The sequence below is a fragment of the Acinetobacter sp. KB005 genome, from assembly GCF_049949095.1.
Classification (GTDB): domain Bacteria; phylum Pseudomonadota; class Gammaproteobacteria; order Pseudomonadales; family Moraxellaceae; genus Acinetobacter; species Acinetobacter calcoaceticus.
This window is the reverse complement of record NZ_CP188191.1, coordinates 2,953,191-2,971,788: the sequence shown is the minus strand read 5'-3', so window position 1 is coordinate 2,971,788 and position 18,598 is coordinate 2,953,191. Positions and strand designations below refer to the sequence as shown.

The following is an 18,598-nucleotide window of genomic DNA, read 5'->3' as shown; positions in this document are numbered from 1 at the left end:
CATGACTCATCTGCAATTAAAAACGAATCTTTTGAATCAGCCTTTAACTTTACCGAATGGTGTCATCATTCCAAACCGGTTAGCGAAGGCTGCAACCAGTGAAACTTTAGCCAGCTATTCAAATAATCCAAACGAAAAACATGTTCGGCTATACCAGCGTTGGGCCGCATCAGGGATTGGGATGATCATAACTGGCAACATTATGATTGACCGCAAAGCCTTAGGTGAGGCTGGCAATGTGGTGGTTGAGGATGAGCGTGATTTTGCAATTTTACAGAAATGGGCAAAAACCGTGACCGAACAAGGTTCTCAATTGTGGGCACAGTTAAATCATCCGGGAAAACAATCACCGAAAGGATTAAATGTACGTAACATTTCTGCATCGGCAGTGCCATTTGGTGCAGAAATGCAGTCTTTATTTGCAACACCTGATGAAGCAACACACGAAGAGATTTTAGAAATTATTCAGCGTTTTGGTCGTAGCGCTGCGATATGTAAAAAGGCTGGATTTAGTGGAGTCGAGATTCATGCTGCACATGGTTATCTGATTAACCAGTTTTTGTCACCTTTGCACAATTTAAGAAATGACGAGTGGGGTGGTACACCAGAAAAACGTCGCCGTTTCTTGATGGAAGTTTATGCAGAGATCCGAAAACAAGTCGGTAAAGAGTTTCCTATTGCGATTAAGCTTAACTCGGCAGACTTTCAAAAAGGCGGGTTTACCGAGCAAGACTCGTTAGAAACAATTCAGGCATTAGCGAATGCAGGCATTGACCTGATTGAAATATCGGGTGGTACCTACGAATCTGGAGTAGCCAAAGCTCCACAAAAAGCATCGACAATCGCACGCGAAGCTTTCTTTATTGATTTCGCAGAAAAGGTGAGAACACTCGTAAAAACGCCGTTGATGGTAACAGGTGGATTCCGAACTGTAGAAGGTATGGATCAAGCTTTGCAGTCCCATGCCTGTGATGTCATTGGAATTGCAAGACTTATGGCAATTGAACCTGATGTACCCAAATCTTTACTGGCAGGAAAAAATGGTTTTCAGTCAGTGCAACCCATCAAAACTGGCATCAAAAAAATTGATAGTTTGGGGATTATGGAAGTACTTTGGTATACCCAACAACTCAAACGGATTGGTAAAGGTAAAGAGCCGAAACCTAAAGAAAGTGGGTTATGGGCATTTATTAAATCAGTTTTACTCAGTGGTTGGGGAACCTATGCAACCAAACGTAGCCGAGCAAAATAACCAATTTATTTTACATCAGGCCAATAAAAAGCACTCCCATTGAGTGCTTTTTTATATTTATATTATTCGCTTTTTAGGCGAATAGGGCGAGTGCCAATTTCAGCTCCCGTCATTTGGTCTAACACAATAGGTTTGATTTCAGTACCTTGTTCTGCATCAAGGAAAGTCACCATTTTTTCAGGCTGTTCATAAGGTTTGTATTTTCGACCCCATGTGCCAATCACAAATAAAACAGGTAAGAAGTCTTTGCCTGCTTGAGTTAATACATACTCTTCACGCGGTGGGTGTTCAGAATATTGTCTTTTTTCAAGTAAGCCTTCATCTACCAACACAGACAAACGTTTTGTTAGCATTGTAGGTGCAATACCTAAACTTTTACGAAACTGATCAAAACGAGTGAAACCCGCATGAGCATCTCGTAATATCAACATGCTCCACGCATCACCTAGTACTGAAAGGCTTCTGGCGATTGGGCAGACTTCTAGATTGCTATTTTTACTCATATCGAATTAATAAACTCAATAGTAACTACTAAAACAATACTAACACAAAGTAGCGAATTAAGCGAGTTTGAATGCTAAATATACAATAATAACTCTATGTCCCGAGTCAATTTTGAACTATGTCTGCACTAGGCTGACTTTCTAATAACTTGGATAAATTATTTTCAAGCCAAGTAGTTAAATCAAAAAGTCGTTCGGAAGCCTCGCGTCCAAAGTCTGTTAATTGATAATCTACGCGAGGCGGTATTTCTGCATAATCCTGACGTACGATAAAACCATCGTGCTCAAGCGTTTTTAGGGTTTGTGCCAACATCTTTTCACTAATGCCATCAATTAGTTTCTTTAACTCATTAAAACGCAGACGTTGATCTCGAAGTGCAACTAAAATCAAAACACTCCAACGGCTCGTGAGAGTTAATAAAATTTTTCGAGAGGGACAATCTGCTGCAAAAACATATCCTTTCATCGCGTACCACCTTTATTACAAAAGTTTACATTTGTTTCTAAACTTACTTTTAGGTAAGTACTTACTTTTAGTAAGTTAAGGTACTACGATGATTGGAATATATCAACTACATCAGATGGAGATCATCATGCGTATTGCAGTTACTGGTGCATCAGGTCAACTCGGCCAATTGGTTATTTCTCAATTACTCGAACGGACTGACGCAAAAAATATTGTGGCATTAGTCCGCAGCCCTGAAAAAGCAGCAGACTTAAGCGCAAAAGGGGTAGAGGTTCGTGCTTTTGATTATGTTCAAGATGCAGATAAACTTTCAGCACAATTGGCTGGTATTGATAAGCTTTTATTAATCTCGTCAAATGAAATTGGTCAACGTACAGTACAACATCAAAATGTGATTAATGCGGCAAAACTTGCAGACGTAAAATTTATTGTTTACACGAGTTTATTAAATGCAGATACATCACCACTTCTATTAGCACAAGAACATGTTGAAACTGAACAATATTTAAAAAAATCGGATATCCCATATACGCTATTACGTAATAACTGGTACAGCGAAAACTATGCAATGGGACTTACACAAGCAGTTGAGCATGGCAAAATTTTTGGGGCAACCCATCATGGCAAAATTGCTTCTGCTTCACGCTTAGACTATGCGACTGCTGCCGCTGTGGTATTAACGCAAGACGGATATGAAAATAAAGTTTATGAACTAGCGGGTGATACGAGTTATATCCTTGATGATGTAGCAAAATGGGCAAGTGAAATTAGCAAAAAAGAAGTAATTTACCAAGACCTACCAGAAGAGGAATATAAAGCACTCTTGGTACAATTGGGTATACCAGAAGGGTTTGCTGGCATATTGGCAGATTCAGATGAAGGCGTATCTAAAGGCGGCTTGTATAGTGATAGCAAAGATCTACATCAGTTAATTGGTCGTGCCACTACAAGTATGCAAGAGACGATTAAAGAATTCTTATCTTAAGTTAATGCTATAAGCTCTTATCTAAAAACAAAAGGCTTAAATTTTTCCGATTTAGGCCTTTTGTATATTTGAATGAATAAGACTTTCATAAAGTCGGGGTAGACCGAATTATTGAGTCAGCAAATAACAACCAAACCAAATGCTTTAAAGCAAGATGCACACGTTTGTTTGTGATAGTTTAGTTTTTATATTTCTTTCTTTCGGAATTGGATTGGCGTCATTCCAGTCCATTTCTTAAAGGCACGTGTGAAATTTGTGGGCTGGATATAGCCTAGATAAAGCGCAATCTCTTGTATTTCCATATCACTATTGAGTAATAAGTTTTCAGCTTCTTTTTGTTGTGCTTCTTCGAGTAATTGCACATATGAAGAGCCGACTTGGCTTAAGTGGCGCCTCAGTGTTCGACTCGACATATTTAAGCGATTCGCAATTTCATCAAAAGTGGGGTAACCGAGTTGTGGTTTTAAATTTAACTCTGCTTTTACGGTCAGGCATATATCTTTAATTTGTTCGGAAAAGCGGAGTTGCTCAGCTTCACATTGGGCTAAAGCTTGTTTGAAAGCAATCGGATCTGCCATTTTAATAGGTAAATCTAGAAGCTGTTTTTTATACCGAATTTGATTAGTCGGTTGATTAAAATGAATAGTAGGTAAGAGGTGTTGATAAGCTTTGTGATAAGTAGGTTCTGACCAGTCCACCCATAATTCAATATCAGCTAAATCATGTTCTCTTAAAAATTGACCAGCTTGAATCACGCCAATCATCAAACATTCATAAAAAAAACGTCTTAGCGTTTCAGCTTGGGCGGCTTGATTGCTGACAACAGGGTGAGTTTCTTTAATTTCAATAATAGAAAATTCATGATCATCCAGCAGAGCAATACGATAATCTTTTAATCGCATGTTAAAGAATTGCGTTGAAACCTCAATGGCTTGACGTAAATTGGGGCTGCTCATTAAGGCGTATCCCATTGGGCCATGAGCAGTTAAACGCAGTTTTATTCCATATTCATATCCCAAGCCAGAATCTTTTGACAATATTAAGCTTTCCCACGCCAGTTTAGACCATTGCATAGGGGTAATTCGGGCATCTAATTGGTCTAAAAGTGTTAAAGGAATTTTACTTTTTTTCAAAATTTCAAGCGCAGAAAACCCTTTGTCTACCATAATTTCTAATAATAAATGAGCATAAGAAATAGGAATGCTGGCTTTGGATAGCCCATAAGGATCCTTCATATTCTTTTTTTTGTTGTGGCCGAAAATGATTATCAGTATGTCTGATCTACATCTCACGCTCAAGTTAAAACTTCGGAATAATCAATTTATTCTATTTTGAGCAAGAATTATGAGCCTACCTATTCCACGAGCCTCATCTCGCGTTGTGATTACAGGTGCTTCATCGGGCATTGGTGAAGAGTTAGCTAAACAGTTCGCTTTACGAGGCTATTCCTTAGTTTTAGTCGCTCGCCGTGTCGAAAAATTAGAAGTACTGGCTGAAAAACTAAAAGCTGAATATCAAATATCTGTAGATTTATATCCATGTGATTTGGGAGATAGACAAGCTAGAGCTAAGTTTCGTCACTATTTAGAAGGTATTGAGGTTTCCATTCTTTGTAATAACGCAGGTTTTGCGACTTTTGGACGACTTCAAGAGTTAGATGCAAATCGAGAGCGTGAAGAAGTCGAAGTCAATAGTGTGGCAATTCACGACCTGACTTTAGCGGTGTTGCCACAAATGCTCAAACGAAAATCTGGAGCAATACTGATAGTAGGCTCTACTTCTGGTCATCAACCCACTCCGGCAAATGCCACATATGCGGCAACTAAAGCATTTGCAAACTCATTTGCAGAGTCTTTACATAGCGAACTAAGTGGTACAGGGGTGACCTGTACTTTACTTGCTCCGGGTCCTACTAAAACAGGTTTTAATGAAGTTGCTGGAATTACCAAAATTGATGGAGTCGGTGGAAATTTTGTTTGGGTAACGGCTGAAAGAGTAGCTAAAGAAGCGATTCAAGGCATGGATTGCAATCGCCGTATTGTGATTCCCGGTTTTATTGCGCAGGCGCAAACTTTTGGGGGACGTTATACCCCGCGCATCATCTTGCTCCCAATTCTGAAACAAGTATTTTCGAGATTAAAATCATGAGACAACTCATCAATGATTTAAGTGTTCCAGTGGGCTTAGCCAATCTTGGCAATAAGCTTTATCACAATGCTCAGTATTTGACGGCTGTTGTTGAAGTGGATGAAAAAGCGATGGCTCGTTGGTTACCGTCTGGGATGACACTGGTTCAACCTGCAAGAGCTGATTTGTTCTGTGCTTATTTCCCGGAAAACGTCTATACGGGTGCTTACCATGAAGCGGGTTTATTTGTTCATATTAAAGTAGGCAATAAAACAGGGATCTTTTGTCCTTGGATGATTTTAGACGATGACCGCGCCATGATTATTGGACGTGAGTTGCTGGGCTATCCTAAAAAGATGGGTGAGATTAGTTGGGAAAATGACGGCAAACGTATTGTTAGCAATGCTTCACGCCGTGGTACGACACTCATTGAAATGGAAGCTAAGCTTGGTGAAGTCATTGATGATGCACCTCCAATTTTAGGATTACCACATCGTAATATCACAGGTGGATTGGGCCTTGGTCTACCACGTGAGGTTCGATTTACTCCGAAAGAACATCCACTTGAAGTCCGTCGTGTAGAAATGAACTTACGTTTTACGGGTACTGAAAATGATCCTTTACATGATATGGGACTAGGTAAAGTCATTGAGGCTAGATTACATCGAGTTGATTTATCGGGTGGGTTAATTCCTCCAATTCAAGTACCTCGTCTACGTACGCCGTTATTTTTATTGCGCCAATTTAATCCTCGCGTTTTATAACTGGAGAATAAAGATGAATGGGTTCTTTAAGTCAAAACAAACACATGATTTTTCTAAAATCTCGGCTTCAATTGATATTCCTGTAAGAACAATGAATTTTACTTTTTCAGATGAAATTCCTGAGTTCTGGTTTGATAACAATGCCTTGCTTACGATGTTGTTGACTGCATTATCGAGCGCATTTCCAGATGGTGAACGTCAATTTATTCATAGTGTGCGTAATTATCAGGCAAAAATTGAAGATCCTGTTCTGCTTAAACAAGTCCGTGCCTTTATTGGTCAAGAAGCACATCACGGTAAAGAACATGACGTGCTCAATGCTGTCATGCTGAAAAAGGGTTATCCCGTAGACCGAATTTATAAGCGCTTTAAAAAGATGAATCGCTTGATGCAAGAGCAATTCTCTACAGCTCATCAGCTTGCTTGCACGGTATGTATGGAACACCTTACAGCAATTCTAGCTGACTATTTTATTAGTACCGCACCCGAGGATTTAGAGTTGTTTAATACTCATGTCAGAAAAATCTGGGCATGGCATGCGATTGAGGAAACCGAACATAAAGCTGTAGCTTTTGATGTGTATCAGTCTTTGGTTAATAGACCTTATTTCTTACGGCTGGTCATGATAGAAACCACGCTTTCTTTTCTTATCATTACCACCAGAGGAACAACCGAACTGTTACGAGCTTCTGGCAAACAACGAGATTTAAAAGAACTTTATCAAGGTTTTCGTTATTTGTTCGGAAAACAAGGTTTAGTTAGACGGATTGGCAGACATTATCTCGACTTTTTCTCCGCAGATTTTCACCCTTGGCAGCATGACAATCGGGACATGATGAACTTATTAAAAAAGCAATATTTCAATGAAGAGCTGCTGAAATAATCAAAAGTTGATGCTTGTGCAGTACTCACAGAACAAACAATTTTAGGAATAATTATCATGGCACAGTCCACATCTACAAATTCTCCGTTACAGCAACAATTAAAATTGGCATGTGGCATAACCATACCCAACCGTATTGCAAAGTCGGCCATGAGTGAACAATTGGCTGATCGACACGGCTCACCCACCACAGACTTACAGCAACTCTATGCAGCATGGGCAAGGGGTGGAACTGGGTTGTTAGTTACGGGCAATGTGATGATTGACCATCGTGCTTTTGTTGAGCCACGAAATGTCGTTTTGCAAGATGAGCAATTTTTACAAGCCAATAAGTTATGGGCGCAGGCTGCTAAGGCCAATGGCAGCAAAATTATTATGCAGATTAACCATCCGGGTCGTGTTGCGGTTTTGCCACTTTTGAAAAAGCCAATCGCACCGTCAGCAGTCGGGCTTGATTTACCTGCTATGAATATTATTCGTGTTCCACGAGCGATGACTGAAGCAGATATTTTAGAGCAAATTAAACGCTTTGTTACAACCGCAGAGCTTGCTGTTAAAGCAGGGTTTGATGGCGTACAGGTTCATGCCGCACATGGTTATTTACTCTCGCAATTTTTGTCACCACTCTCAAACGTTCGGACAGATGGGTGGGGAGGAAGTCCTGAAAATCGACGCCGTATGTTGATCGAAACGGTTCGAGCTGTACGAGCTGCAATAGGCAAAGACAAAATATTAAGCGTAAAACTCAACTCTGCCGATTTTCAAAAGGGCGGCTTAAGTCAGGAAGAGTCTCTACAAATTGCATTAGCTTTAGAAGCAGAAGGGATCGACCTATTAGAGATTTCAGGCGGGAATTATGAATCTCCTGCACAGTTAGGCTATGCACCAGATCGTTCTGCTCAGCGTGATGCATATTTTATTGACTATGCCACCGCACTTCGTAAACAAAGCAAATTACCACTGATGTTAACAGGTGGGCTGCGAGATGTAGATTTCATGAATCATATTGTTGCCAATGGTACGGTCGATTTGGTTGGATTGGCTCGGCCTTTTGCAGTACAGCCAGATTTAGCAAAACAACTGTTAGCCGGAAAATCGGTATTAAAACCAGCAAAAATTCCAGTCATTGGATACAAACCCGTTGATGCCTATTTGCAACTCGCTTGGCATGCTTCGCAATTTCGCCGTATTAGCAGTGGGCAACAACCCAAAGCGATTAAGGGCTTAGTACGTACATTGATTGCTTTTGGTCCACGTATGGGCTTTAACATTTTGACTCAGGATTAATGCTAAGCGCTTTTGATATATAAGGATTTATTATCATGAATAGTTTAATCAGACAAAACCATGTGATTGTTCCGCGGCGTCCTGTATTTAATTTTACTGAAACGCCAACGCATTGGATTTATGATGATCCAATAGTTTCGCAAATATTAAATTCAATTAACCCGATTACACCTGCACCAGAACGTTGGTTTTGTCAGACGTTTAGAGATGCATTGCCTTACATTCAAGATGAAAAACTTAAAGAGGCAGCAATTGCTTTCATTAAACAAGAGGGCGCTCATAGCTATGGGCACACTCTCGGAACACGGCACATAGAGGCGTTAGGAATTGATTTAAGTCGTTATACCAAGATGACGAATTGGATATTTAATGACATGATTGGCCCAAAACCATTAGGCTATGAATTGAAGCATCCACGCTTAAAGTCGATGTGGCTAACGACCCGATTAGCAATGGTGGCTGCTGCCGAACATCTGACTGGAGTGTTAGGGCATTGGGTTCTTAATGCAGAGGGCCTACAACAAGCACCTGTCGATGTAGAAATGTTACGTCTATTGCAATGGCATGGGGCTGAAGAAGTAGAGCACCGTGAAGTAGCCGATGCAATGTTTAGATATTTTAGCAATAGCAATGTACTTCGGGTTGGGGCGGCAGCTTTCACGTTCCCGCTATTTATTGTTTTGGCTTATATTGCTGTCGAAAATCTAGTAGAACAGGATGCGCAATTACCACATCGTTTTCGTTTCAAAGATTATTTCCGAGCAGCTCGACAAGACCGTGTGCCTAAGGTTGACGATATAATACGTGCCTGTTTGCGGTACTTTAATCCCAATCATAATCCCTTAAATGAGGGATCGACTGAGCAAGCATTGGCATTTTTAAATGACGGCAACTACAAATAGGCCAGTTAACTGGCTGTTGTAAAAGTAAATTGTTAAGCCAATATTTAAGGTTTTTCTTAATTGTGTAATTAAATGAAAAACAATAATTAATTAAATAATTTCTAGCCAATTTCACATTGACACCTTAATTTTTGAAGATTACCATTTGCTGGCTGGCCTACATTGCCAGACGGTTTTGACGGACCGTTATTTCAACCACATCAGGATTATTTCTTCTGAGGAATAGTTTTGTGTGCACACCTCGTTCCCTCCCGTAGCGGTAGGACGGGAGTGGGACACTTTCGAGTGTGCTGGAGTTGAAACCAGTCCGTCAACCCGCTTCCGTTCTGCCACCATAATTTATAATGTTTTGGCAGAACTCCCAAAAGAAGGAGTTGGTCCATGCACATTCATAAATTATTGGCAGTCACTGTCAAAATCTATCTCGACACAACTTAAATCAATTTAAAGCAGTTTGATCGCCATTAGGCTTATCGAACTTTAATTCGTCACGACCAAAAAACTTAGCAACCAATAAAACTTGAGATGTGCCAAGCACAGTCTTTACGGCTTTGCTGTGCCTTTTTTTCTCCCAGAAAAGACAAAGGCTTTTAATCTCTTTTGAAACAACAAGAATTTATAACGGTAAAACCATGCCAACTTTAGAAACATCTTCCAAAAAATTACAGGTAATTCATACCGCAATAGAGCTGTTTAATATCCATGGATTTCACAATACGGGTGTAGATTTGATTGCCAAAGAATCCAAAATTCCTAAAGCCACTTTTTATAACTACTTTCACTCAAAAGAACGCCTCATTGAAAAGTGCATATCTTTTCAAAAAAGCCGACTGAAAGAAGAAGTTCTGGCAATTATTTACTCAAGCCGTTACCGAACCTCAAGCGATAAACTCAAAGAGATTATTGTTTTACATGTCAATTTTAATAGTCTGTACTATCTATTGCTTAAAGCCATTTTTGAAATTAAACAGATTTACTCTCAGGCCTACCACATGGCAATTGAATATAGAAAATGGCTGCTTCGAGAACTTTTTGATTTAGTTTTTAGTTTGGAAAACTGCCCACTAAAACCTGATGCTAATATGGTTTTAAACTTAATTGATGGGTTGATGTTCCAGATTTTAAGCTCAAATCGTTTGGATGAAAGGGATGTGGTGGTGGGGAGGTTTTTTTGAAGAGGAAATTAAATAAAGGTATTATAGATTTAAGGTTGGAATGAATTTATAGTATTGATTATTAGATACAAATCAAAAAAATTATGAGTTATATCGAACTTAATAGAAAATTTTCACAGATATCATCTAATAGTGACTCTCAGGTTACAAATAGTGATTACTCATTAAGTAGGGATTCTGAAGGATTATTAACATGGGAAGATTTATTAGCAAAATATAATAGATGTATAGTTTTGGCAGAAGCTGGGGCAGGAAAAACAGAAGAATTTAAGCAGCAGGCGAAAAAACTTGAAAAGGATGATAAATTATCTTTTTTTATTAGAATAGAAGATATTGATAGTGATTTTATAGAATCATTTGAAGTCGGGGATAGAGACCGTTTTGAAGAATGGTTAACATCTCCTGAAAAAAAAGCTTGGTTTTTCTTAGATTCTGTGGATGAAGCACGTTTAGAAGATCCAAGAGCATTTCAGAAGGCTATAAGTAAATTTGCAAGAAAAATTCAGCCTGCATCAAAAAGATGTAGTATTTATATTTCTAGTAGACCATATAGTTGGCGTTATCAAGAAGATGAAAAAATATTAAAAGATAATTTAATTATTTCTGATTTATTTAATCCTGATTCGAATAAAAATGATCAAAAAAAATTAGAAGAAAATAAAGAAAATATAATTAAAGTAGTCACTTTATCTCCTTTAGGTTATGAGGAAATTGAGAAATTCTGTAATTTAAGGCAAGTTCTAAATATAGATAAATTAATATATAAAATTAAGAAATTTGAGTTATTAGGCTTGGCCGAAAGACCCTTTGATTTAGAAAATATTATAACAAAATGGAAAGATGACGAAGAGGTAGGTTCTCGCTTAGAAATCCTCAAATATAATATTGAACAACGTTTAAAAGATTCTCATACTAAAGACAGACGATCTGTACCTGTAAGTTTAGAAAAGTTATTGGGTGGTGCTCAAAGACTGGCAGCAGCAGTGATACTAACCTCTAAATCTAATATTACAGTTCCTCTCTCTCCACAGGATAAATATACTTTAAATGCATCAGACCTGCTCCCTGATTGGACGGATGATGAGATATATAAATTATTAGAGTCTGGTATCTTTAACGACATTATTTATGGAGCAGTACTATTTAGACATAGAGATATATGTGAGTTTCTGGCAGCCCAATGGTTCTCAAAACAGTTAAATGGCGATAATAGACTGGCAGCAGAAAAACTTTTTTTTAAAGAACAATTTGGAGAAAACATTATAACACCTTCTCTTCGAGGAATTTTACCATGGTTAATTCTTTTAGATGAAAAAATATGCCAAAAAGTAATTAAGTTTCAACCGGAACTAGCCTTTGAAAGTGGTGACCCCTCTCAATTATCTCACAGTATACGCAAACAGTTTTTTTCTGAATATATAAATAGAGTTTCTCATAATTTAGATGATCGTTCTATCAGAGATAATGATTCAATTTCAAAAATTGTCAGTTCTGATTTTGAAGAAGAAGTGTTATTTCTGATACAAAAATATTTTAATAATGAAGATGTTATTTTCTCTTTAGGGAAAATAGTTTGGCAAGGAAAGTTCAGTAAGTGTATTCCATTATTGAAACCTATAGCTCTTGATCAGGCTCGTGATATGTATTCCAGACGAATATCTATTAGGGCTATTATGTCATGTACAAATAGAATAGAAAAAATTGAATTCTGGACAAAATTAAATGAAAATGAAGAAATTTTAAATAGGCAACTAATCGCAGAATTAGTAGAAGGAGTTAAACCAGATAAAGAAATAGTTGATCTACTTATATTTTCATTAAAGAAATCATCAGATTATAAAAAATATGAATTTACTGGTTTAAATGAAGAGTTAGAAAAATTTATAAATAATTGTGATCAAAAATTAAGATATCAACTATTAGTTGGTATTGATAAGTTACTTCCGACAAATGATTTTTATGAGAGAAAAGAGTCCCAAATTTCTAAAAAATATTTATGGCTACTTAAAACAGTATATAAAATAATTGAAAAGTTAGTTGAGTGCCGTAGCCAGCTAGCACTTGAGAATCATGTGCTTGAATTATTAATAAATGTTAGATGGTTGGAATATAATGATGGTTATTTTGATAGGAATGAACAAAATAGGTTGAGATCACTTATTCATGAGTGGAGTGAATTAAATGATAATCTATATTGGCATTCAATAGCATTATTACGGCAGTATGAGCAAAAAAAAATTACTGATGATTGGAAGATTTCTTGTTTTGATCATTTCTGGGAATTTAATATAAAAGATTTTGAGCGGTTGCTATCTTTTATTGATAATAAGTTATTAATGGATGATAAATTAATAGCCCTTAATAGAGTATTTATGGTATATCATCAAAATGATAAACCTGAATGGATGTTGGAAAAAATTAAAATATTATGTTCTATTTACCCAGCCTTATCAATACATTTAGAAAATCTTATTAATCCTATTATAAGTGATAGTCAAAAAAAACATGAAGAAAAAATGCAGAAAACAAGGTTAAAACAGGAAAAAGAAAAATTAAAAAATACAAAGGCTAGATTAAATTGGATTAAATCATTAAAAAATGATCCTGAACGACTTAGTAATTCATCTTATTTTGTAAAAGGTGAATTAACTAATGATTGCTACTGGTTAATGAATGAGTTTATTTATGGAAAGGAATCAACGAATCGTGAAGACTATTCAAATTGGAAAATCTTAATAAGTGAATTCGGGACTCAAGTTGCTTTTGCATATCGTGAAGCAGCTATCAAATTTTGGCGCATCTATAAACCTAAATTACATTCAGAGGAACGTTTGCCAATAAATAGTACTCCTTACACTGTGATTTTTGGTCTAGCTGGTTTACAAATAGAATCAAATGAAAATGAAAATTTCCCTTCAAATTTAAATATTTATGAAATTAAACATGCGCTTAGATATCTTTCTTGGCAGTTAAATGATTTTCCATCATGGTTGGAAAAGTTTTATAAGTTTTTTCCTGATCTCGTCAGTGAGTCTGTAATGAAAGAAGTAGTTTGGGAGCTTGAAACATCTGATCCAGCTCTTGAACATAATCATAGTCATATTCTTCAGAAGATATTCCACCATGCACCTTGGTTATATGTAGATATAGCTCCAAAAATCTTTAATTGGTTAATTAGTAACGATAAATTACTACATAAACAAACTAATAGTTACATATTAAAAATCATACTAAGATCAGATCTTTTAAAAGAAGACCTTAGTAGATTATCTAAAAAGAGAATAAAAATATCTGATTCAGTAGGCGATAAAGCTTGGTGGTTTGCATTATTTGTAGATAGTGAGCCAGAAAATGGAATAAATAATTTGGAAAAATGGCTAAAACAATTGCCATTTAAAGATGCAACTTACGCTGCGCAGGAGTTTATCTGTAATTTAACTGGTAGAAAAGGTTCAGTTAAAGGTAAAACTAAAATTGATCAATTAAAAGAAGTACAACATTTAAAACGACTCTACTCGTTGATGCATGAATATATAAAACCTGATGAGGATATTTTAAGACCTAGTTTAATTGTTTATTCACCTGGCTTAAGAGATGATGCTCAAGATGCAAGAGATCTATTATTTTCATATTTAAAAGATATTCCATGTGCAGAAACTTATTATGCCATTAAAGATTTATCTAAAGAAACTAAAGATCATAACCGTCGAAATTGGTTATTAAAAACAGCTTCTAACATTGCACTATCATGTGGTGATTTAGAACCATGGGAAAGTGAGCAATTGCTGCAATTTGAAATTTTTGGAAATATAAAACCTAAAACACATAAAGAGTTGTTTAGTTTAGCTTTACTTAGAATTTTTGAGCTGAAGGATTGGCTAGAAAATGGAGATGATAGCCAATGGCGTACTTGGCAAAGAGTAGAAGAGGAAACAGAAATGAGAAATCTTATTGCCAGTGAATTAAGGAAAACAGCACAAAATAAATACTCTGTATCTCAAGAAAATGAACTTGCAAATAGTCAACGTACAGATATCAGATTAGAGAATCCGAGAATAAATAGTCCAGTACCGATTGAATTAAAGATTCTGGATAAAAATTGGACGGGACCAGATTTATGTGAAAGACTAAGAAATCAATTAGTAGGAGATTATTTACGTGAAGCTACTTCTGGTTGTGGAGTATTTTTATTAGTTGCTCAGAACACGAATAAAAAATGGATTATAAATGGAAGCAGAGTTGGGTTAAATGAGTTAGAAGAAACTCTTCAAAACTATTGGCATGGTATAGCCTCGCAATGGCCAACTATTGACTCTATAAAAGTAATTGTAATTGATTTAAATAAACGGGGCCTAGTTTCTAATACTTAAAAAGAAAAGAGACCAATAAGACGGTCTCTTTTTACTATCCATGATAGTGATAATGGATTGGTAAATAAATAATACCGAAATTTTAAAATTAATTTTAATCCATTATTTATAAACAAGGATGATCAAAGATTTCCTTGTTCTCTTTTTTCAAAGCTTCTTGCCATTTTGGTTGTTTTTCTTTGAGCCATTTATTTAAATCAGGCTCTTGCTCAATACTATGCTTTGCAGCTTTTACATAATTTGGATTAGTAACGAACTTACCCATTAAACATAAAGTATTTAAAGCAACAGGTCTTACAGACTTTTCAAGTTTGGATTCTGCACTTGCTTGGTCATCATATCTTTTTAATAAACCAAGCTTAAATAAAGCATCATCATACAATTGTTTGGTTAAAGCTGTGGGAGCTTCTTTTGGAGCTAAAGCATAAGTACCGGCATCAAGATTGAATACAGTAGGCAAAAAGGTAGCTTGAATATCTAGTTCTTCTTGTGGGGTTGGTTTAGCACTACAAGCAGTCGTAAAAATAGGCAAAAGGCAAATTAATAAATATTTCTTCATTCTAGAAGATTCCTTCGATTTCATCAGGATACAATCCTTGTGCAGCTAAGGTTTTTAACATAGTAGGATTGTAGTCTTGGTTAAAGTTTTGTCGATACATCTTTCTATTAATTTGTGTAGCATAACCATTTTTTCGCGAAATCATATGTGCCCCAGTCATGATATCGTCAATCCGTAAATCATCGATAGCACCTTTTAGGCCAATTAAATCTTCAATCGCAAAAGATGTTCCAAATCGGGTGGTGAAAGCATTACTCTGGAAAACTGCCATTAATACAGCAGCATCTTTTTGATAGTGTTTTCTTAAATAATGTTGGAACTTTACATACATTCCAGTGTGGAAACCTGTGGAAATTAAAACGTCTTCATTTAGTTTTGCAATGTCATATTCCATGCCAAACCGAACCGCTAATAAAAATTCTAATTTATTCCTTCTTTCTACATATTCCCATTGCTGCACTGACATCATGAAGGTATAAGGCATTGCAATTGGACGATCAAATTGTAAATAGCAGAACGGCTTAGGAACATTACAGCTTTCAACTTTAGAGGGATAACCATCCCAAGCTTTGCTATTAGGGGGAATATTTTTAGTAATTGGTTGATTACCCATATTTTTACTCCAGAGGTGGCATTGGTTCTGAAAGATCTAAGGTCTCGATTTTGACTTGCTCTGGTTTTACACCAGTAATAGCAAGTTCAGTTTTTCCTGCTTTATTAGTTTTACCTTCCACCTGTTCGCCATTTGGAAGAGTAAGAATATATGGAAAATCGGTTAATGGTTTACCTGTATTTGGATCCTTAAATTGGAAAATGACACTATTCTCTTTTTCTATATTCTGAACAAAGCTATCTTTAGTTGTAGAGTTGCCAGATCCGCTTGAACTACCTTGATCACGAACCAATAAACTCTGACTGGGTAAGAAGGTTACGCCACAGCTAGCTTTATCACCTGCCACAATTATTGCCCGACCATTAATAACTACAAGCGGACTACTTGAGAGAGCAGTAACAGTAACTTTGCATTTAGGACAAAAATGATTCATGCCCTCAACATGCGCAGCTTTACCATCAATTAAATATGTACTATCGCCAGTACTTACTATTCCACCGTGGTCGGTAACATTGCCTATAACAATTGCTGGTTTCATTTACGAGCTCCTAAAACAAATAATTATTTTTTATAATCTTTTCTTTGTAATCTTAATTTTGGATTACTACTTTTAAGTTTAGTAAAAGTTTTGGCTTGCCAAGGTTGTAAGAGAAAACTTGTCAACCATCCAGTTCCAAGAACTGCAACAACAATCAAGAAGTAATACCATAGAGCAATAGGTTCACTATTTTGAAATTCTTTTGATAAAAATAAAATTTTTAAAAGTTTATAAGCAATAAAACAATAAATAGACATCCATATCCAAAGTGGAATATATACTACCCAGAAGTTTACCCATTTTTTTACAATGTACCTGTCTCCAGATTTTTCTAAATATTTGTCAATTTTGGAAGAATATAGCCTTTTAGCTCGTTTAGGTTCTTCCCGAGTAAATAAAAACTTTAGGGTAAAAATATCCGATAAATTGCTTTTGAAATAATTGTTCAAAAGTGCTAATTCTTTAAGCAAGTTAGCTTGCAAAGCATACGGTTTATTCTTGATTTGATCTGAGTTTAATAGTTCAAAGTTTATTAGTTCGTTCAAAACTTTAATATCTTCTTCAGTTGTAATTGGATTTGAAAAGAATTTAGAAAAAAACATTGAAAAGAGTTTAAAAAATCCCATCTTCTCTAATAATGGAACAAGCATTGAAAGAATTATAATAAATGCAATTATGATTATACAATATTTCTTAGTTTCTTCATCTAAACCGAGACTATCTAAAATTTCTAAAAAGCTATTTAATTGATTTGACATACCAAAAAATTATTAATATTCGAAATATCCTTATTTTGACAAATGATATAAGGAACAGCAATCGTAAAATGTGATTTAGTTCAAATTTTAAGTATATTTTGTGATATTTTTTTGTTTGATACTCGAAATAAAGAATGTTTAAAGAATTTAATTTTATCTTAAAATTCAATGATGATCATTAATTATTCTTAATATAAATACATAGCGTTAAAGGAAAAAGCTCCCAAAGATGTACGCTTTTTTATTACACATTGCTTAAAATATATACAGAAACCTCGCTAAAACGAGTTGGAAGGCTACAAACGCGAATGATACTTTAAGTTTCACTCTTCCCAATAAGTGAGGTGAGCAATGAAATTGTTAGCTTTGTTCAGTATGGGAGTTGCAGCGAGTTATTGGTATGAAACTATAAAAAATAGCAAGCCAACTCTTCTGAAACCAACTTTTGATGAAATAGTAAAAAACTTTGTATTAGCAGAATTTAAAGCCTAATACATACCGTTAATTTTAATTAAATAAAAAGCTCATCGAATGGTGGGCTTTTTGTACATAGGATATATGTGATTTAGTATAAACGTATTTTCATACTTCTATTCTGTATCTTTTCTATTTAACTCCTCAAACATTTTATATTGTTCTTCAAATATTTTTTCATGGTTCTTCACTGTCTGTAAGTACTTAACACACTCAGGACACTTTTCTAAAATTAATGATTGTTCAAGTCTTATAATTATCTCTTTGTTTAGTGAGTGGGAATTGCTCTTTGCTGCATTTGTAAGTTTTTCGCGAAGTTCTATAGGTAAGCGTAAGCTATATTGAGGCGATATAGGTTCGCTATCATTGATATTTGTCATAGTTATTCCATCCCTGTAATAGATTTTTGTTATAAAGTAAGACTTAAAGATAATTGTAGGACAATTTGAACTAAAAAACAGTACATAGTACTTTTTACTGAATAAAAGATTTCTTAAATGCTGATTTTTTTGAGCTGAATATCTGAAATTGGATGTAAATAAACAAGAGTATTAAATATAGAAATGAATCCCAAGGGGGGGTATGAAAAAAATTCTATTAAATTGCTTAATTATTTTTGGTGTGATTGGGTGTGCAACCAATGAACCTAAAGAAACCCCATTAGAAGTAAAGCCTAAAGATACTTATTGCAATCCTAATGAGGCTCAAAAGCTTATAGGACAGTCTGTTCCTAGTGAGGCAGAGTTAAAGAAAATAACTAATGCAGGTGTTGTGCGGATTTCTCGTAAAGGTGAACCTGTAAGGTCAGACTTACATTATGATCGACTGAGTGTTGTGATTGATAACGAATCGAAGATCATCTATTCAAACTGTAGTTAAGTTGATAAATAAAATCAAAGTATTCAATTAAATTTCATAAGTGCGATAGCATTTTTTTGGGGA

The 18,598-nt window shown here is 35.7% G+C and carries 19 protein-coding genes; 11 read left to right on the top strand and 8 right to left on the bottom strand.

Translation table 11 applies throughout. The annotated features are described in order from the left end of the window. Position 1 precedes the first annotated feature (1 nt). Positions 2 to 1,252, top strand: coding sequence for an NADH:flavin oxidoreductase/NADH oxidase family protein (locus ACPF64_RS14225; RefSeq protein WP_056480368.1), 1,251 nt, complete (start codon positions 2 to 4; stop codon positions 1,250 to 1,252). A gap of 62 nt (positions 1,253 to 1,314) precedes the next feature. Here ACPF64_RS14225 and ACPF64_RS14220 read toward each other — a convergent pair whose 3' ends face one another. After that, positions 1,315 to 1,755 (bottom strand): winged helix-turn-helix transcriptional regulator, encoded by a 441-nt coding sequence (locus ACPF64_RS14220; protein WP_426454068.1) that lies wholly within the window; start codon positions 1,753 to 1,755, stop codon positions 1,315 to 1,317. 106 nt (positions 1,756 to 1,861) lie between these two features. Next, positions 1,862 to 2,221 (bottom strand): winged helix-turn-helix transcriptional regulator, encoded by a 360-nt coding sequence (locus ACPF64_RS14215; protein ID WP_017390878.1) that lies wholly within the window; start codon positions 2,219 to 2,221, stop codon positions 1,862 to 1,864. Between the two features lie 127 nt (positions 2,222 to 2,348). On the opposite strand from ACPF64_RS14215, the gene ACPF64_RS14210 reads away from it, so the two are divergent. Continuing rightward, on the top strand, positions 2,349 to 3,206 hold the full coding sequence (locus tag ACPF64_RS14210) for an SDR family oxidoreductase (protein ID WP_426454065.1): 858 nt from the start codon (positions 2,349 to 2,351) through the stop codon (positions 3,204 to 3,206). Positions 3,207 to 3,391: 185 nt separating this feature from the next. On the opposite strand, the gene ACPF64_RS14205 is transcribed toward ACPF64_RS14210, so the two are convergent. Next, positions 3,392 to 4,441, bottom strand: a complete 1,050-nt coding sequence (locus ACPF64_RS14205) for an AraC family transcriptional regulator ligand-binding domain-containing protein (protein WP_426454063.1) — start codon at positions 4,439 to 4,441, stop codon at positions 3,392 to 3,394. Positions 4,442 to 4,550: 109 nt separating this feature from the next. On the opposite strand from ACPF64_RS14205, the gene ACPF64_RS14200 reads away from it, so the two are divergent. The 7 genes from ACPF64_RS14200 (at position 4,551) to ACPF64_RS14170 (ending at position 14,714) form a co-directional block, all read left to right on the top strand. Then, positions 4,551 to 5,354 carry an SDR family NAD(P)-dependent oxidoreductase gene (locus ACPF64_RS14200; RefSeq protein ID WP_426454061.1) on the top strand — a complete coding sequence of 268 codons (804 nt, stop codon included), beginning with the start codon at positions 4,551 to 4,553 and terminating at the stop codon, positions 5,352 to 5,354. Beyond that, the gene (locus ACPF64_RS14195) at positions 5,351 to 6,097 is read left to right on the top strand and encodes an acetoacetate decarboxylase family protein (RefSeq protein ID WP_426454059.1); all 747 of its coding nucleotides are present in this window, start codon (positions 5,351 to 5,353) and stop codon (positions 6,095 to 6,097) included. The genes ACPF64_RS14200 and ACPF64_RS14195 overlap by 4 nt, the downstream gene beginning before the upstream one ends. Before the next feature lie 13 nt (positions 6,098 to 6,110). After that, entirely contained in the window at positions 6,111 to 6,980 is an 870-nt protein-coding gene (locus tag ACPF64_RS14190) for a metal-dependent hydrolase (RefSeq protein WP_426454057.1), read from the top strand. Between the two features lie 57 nt (positions 6,981 to 7,037). Continuing rightward, positions 7,038 to 8,267 carry an NADH:flavin oxidoreductase/NADH oxidase family protein gene (locus tag ACPF64_RS14185; RefSeq protein WP_426454055.1) on the top strand — a complete coding sequence of 410 codons (1,230 nt, stop codon included), beginning with the start codon at positions 7,038 to 7,040 and terminating at the stop codon, positions 8,265 to 8,267. A gap of 35 nt (positions 8,268 to 8,302) precedes the next feature. Beyond that, positions 8,303 to 9,169, top strand: coding sequence for a metal-dependent hydrolase (locus ACPF64_RS14180; protein WP_426454053.1), 867 nt, complete (start codon positions 8,303 to 8,305; stop codon positions 9,167 to 9,169). A gap of 632 nt (positions 9,170 to 9,801) precedes the next feature. Beyond that, positions 9,802 to 10,344 (top strand): TetR/AcrR family transcriptional regulator, encoded by a 543-nt coding sequence (locus ACPF64_RS14175; protein ID WP_426454051.1) that lies wholly within the window; start codon positions 9,802 to 9,804, stop codon positions 10,342 to 10,344. An 83-nt stretch (positions 10,345 to 10,427) separates the two neighbouring features. Next, complete coding sequence (locus ACPF64_RS14170; protein WP_426454049.1) at positions 10,428 to 14,714, top strand: NACHT domain-containing protein; 4,287 nt, start codon at positions 10,428 to 10,430, stop codon at positions 14,712 to 14,714. 106 nt (positions 14,715 to 14,820) lie between these two features. Here ACPF64_RS14170 and ACPF64_RS14165 read toward each other — a convergent pair whose 3' ends face one another. The 4 genes from ACPF64_RS14165 to ACPF64_RS14150 are packed head-to-tail and all read right to left on the bottom strand — an operon-like array spanning position 14,821 to position 17,182. Next, positions 14,821 to 15,273 (bottom strand): hypothetical protein, encoded by a 453-nt coding sequence (locus ACPF64_RS14165; RefSeq protein WP_426454047.1) that lies wholly within the window; start codon positions 15,271 to 15,273, stop codon positions 14,821 to 14,823. A gap of 1 nt (position 15,274) precedes the next feature. After that, positions 15,275 to 15,886: a hypothetical protein gene (locus tag ACPF64_RS14160; RefSeq protein WP_426454045.1), complete on the bottom strand. Its 612-nt coding sequence runs from the start codon at positions 15,884 to 15,886 to the stop codon at positions 15,275 to 15,277. Between the two features lie 4 nt (positions 15,887 to 15,890). Continuing rightward, the gene (locus ACPF64_RS14155; protein ID WP_426454043.1) at positions 15,891 to 16,424 is read right to left on the bottom strand and encodes a PAAR domain-containing protein; all 534 of its coding nucleotides are present in this window, start codon (positions 16,422 to 16,424) and stop codon (positions 15,891 to 15,893) included. Between the two features lie 23 nt (positions 16,425 to 16,447). Next, positions 16,448 to 17,182 (bottom strand): hypothetical protein, encoded by a 735-nt coding sequence (locus tag ACPF64_RS14150; RefSeq protein WP_426454041.1) that lies wholly within the window; start codon positions 17,180 to 17,182, stop codon positions 16,448 to 16,450. A gap of 351 nt (positions 17,183 to 17,533) precedes the next feature. Here ACPF64_RS14150 and ACPF64_RS14145 point away from each other — a divergent pair, with 351 nt between their 5' ends. Next, the gene (locus ACPF64_RS14145; protein ID WP_270902532.1) at positions 17,534 to 17,674 is read left to right on the top strand and encodes a hypothetical protein; all 141 of its coding nucleotides are present in this window, start codon (positions 17,534 to 17,536) and stop codon (positions 17,672 to 17,674) included. A gap of 98 nt (positions 17,675 to 17,772) precedes the next feature. On the opposite strand, the gene ACPF64_RS14140 is transcribed toward ACPF64_RS14145, so the two are convergent. Then, positions 17,773 to 18,036: an Arc family DNA-binding protein gene (locus tag ACPF64_RS14140; protein ID WP_004642927.1), complete on the bottom strand. Its 264-nt coding sequence runs from the start codon at positions 18,034 to 18,036 to the stop codon at positions 17,773 to 17,775. 202 nt (positions 18,037 to 18,238) lie between these two features. Between ACPF64_RS14140 and ACPF64_RS14135 the strand changes: the two genes are divergently transcribed. Continuing rightward, positions 18,239 to 18,535, top strand: coding sequence for a hypothetical protein (locus ACPF64_RS14135; protein WP_426454039.1), 297 nt, complete (start codon positions 18,239 to 18,241; stop codon positions 18,533 to 18,535). The last annotated feature ends 63 nt before the right edge of the window (positions 18,536 to 18,598 follow it).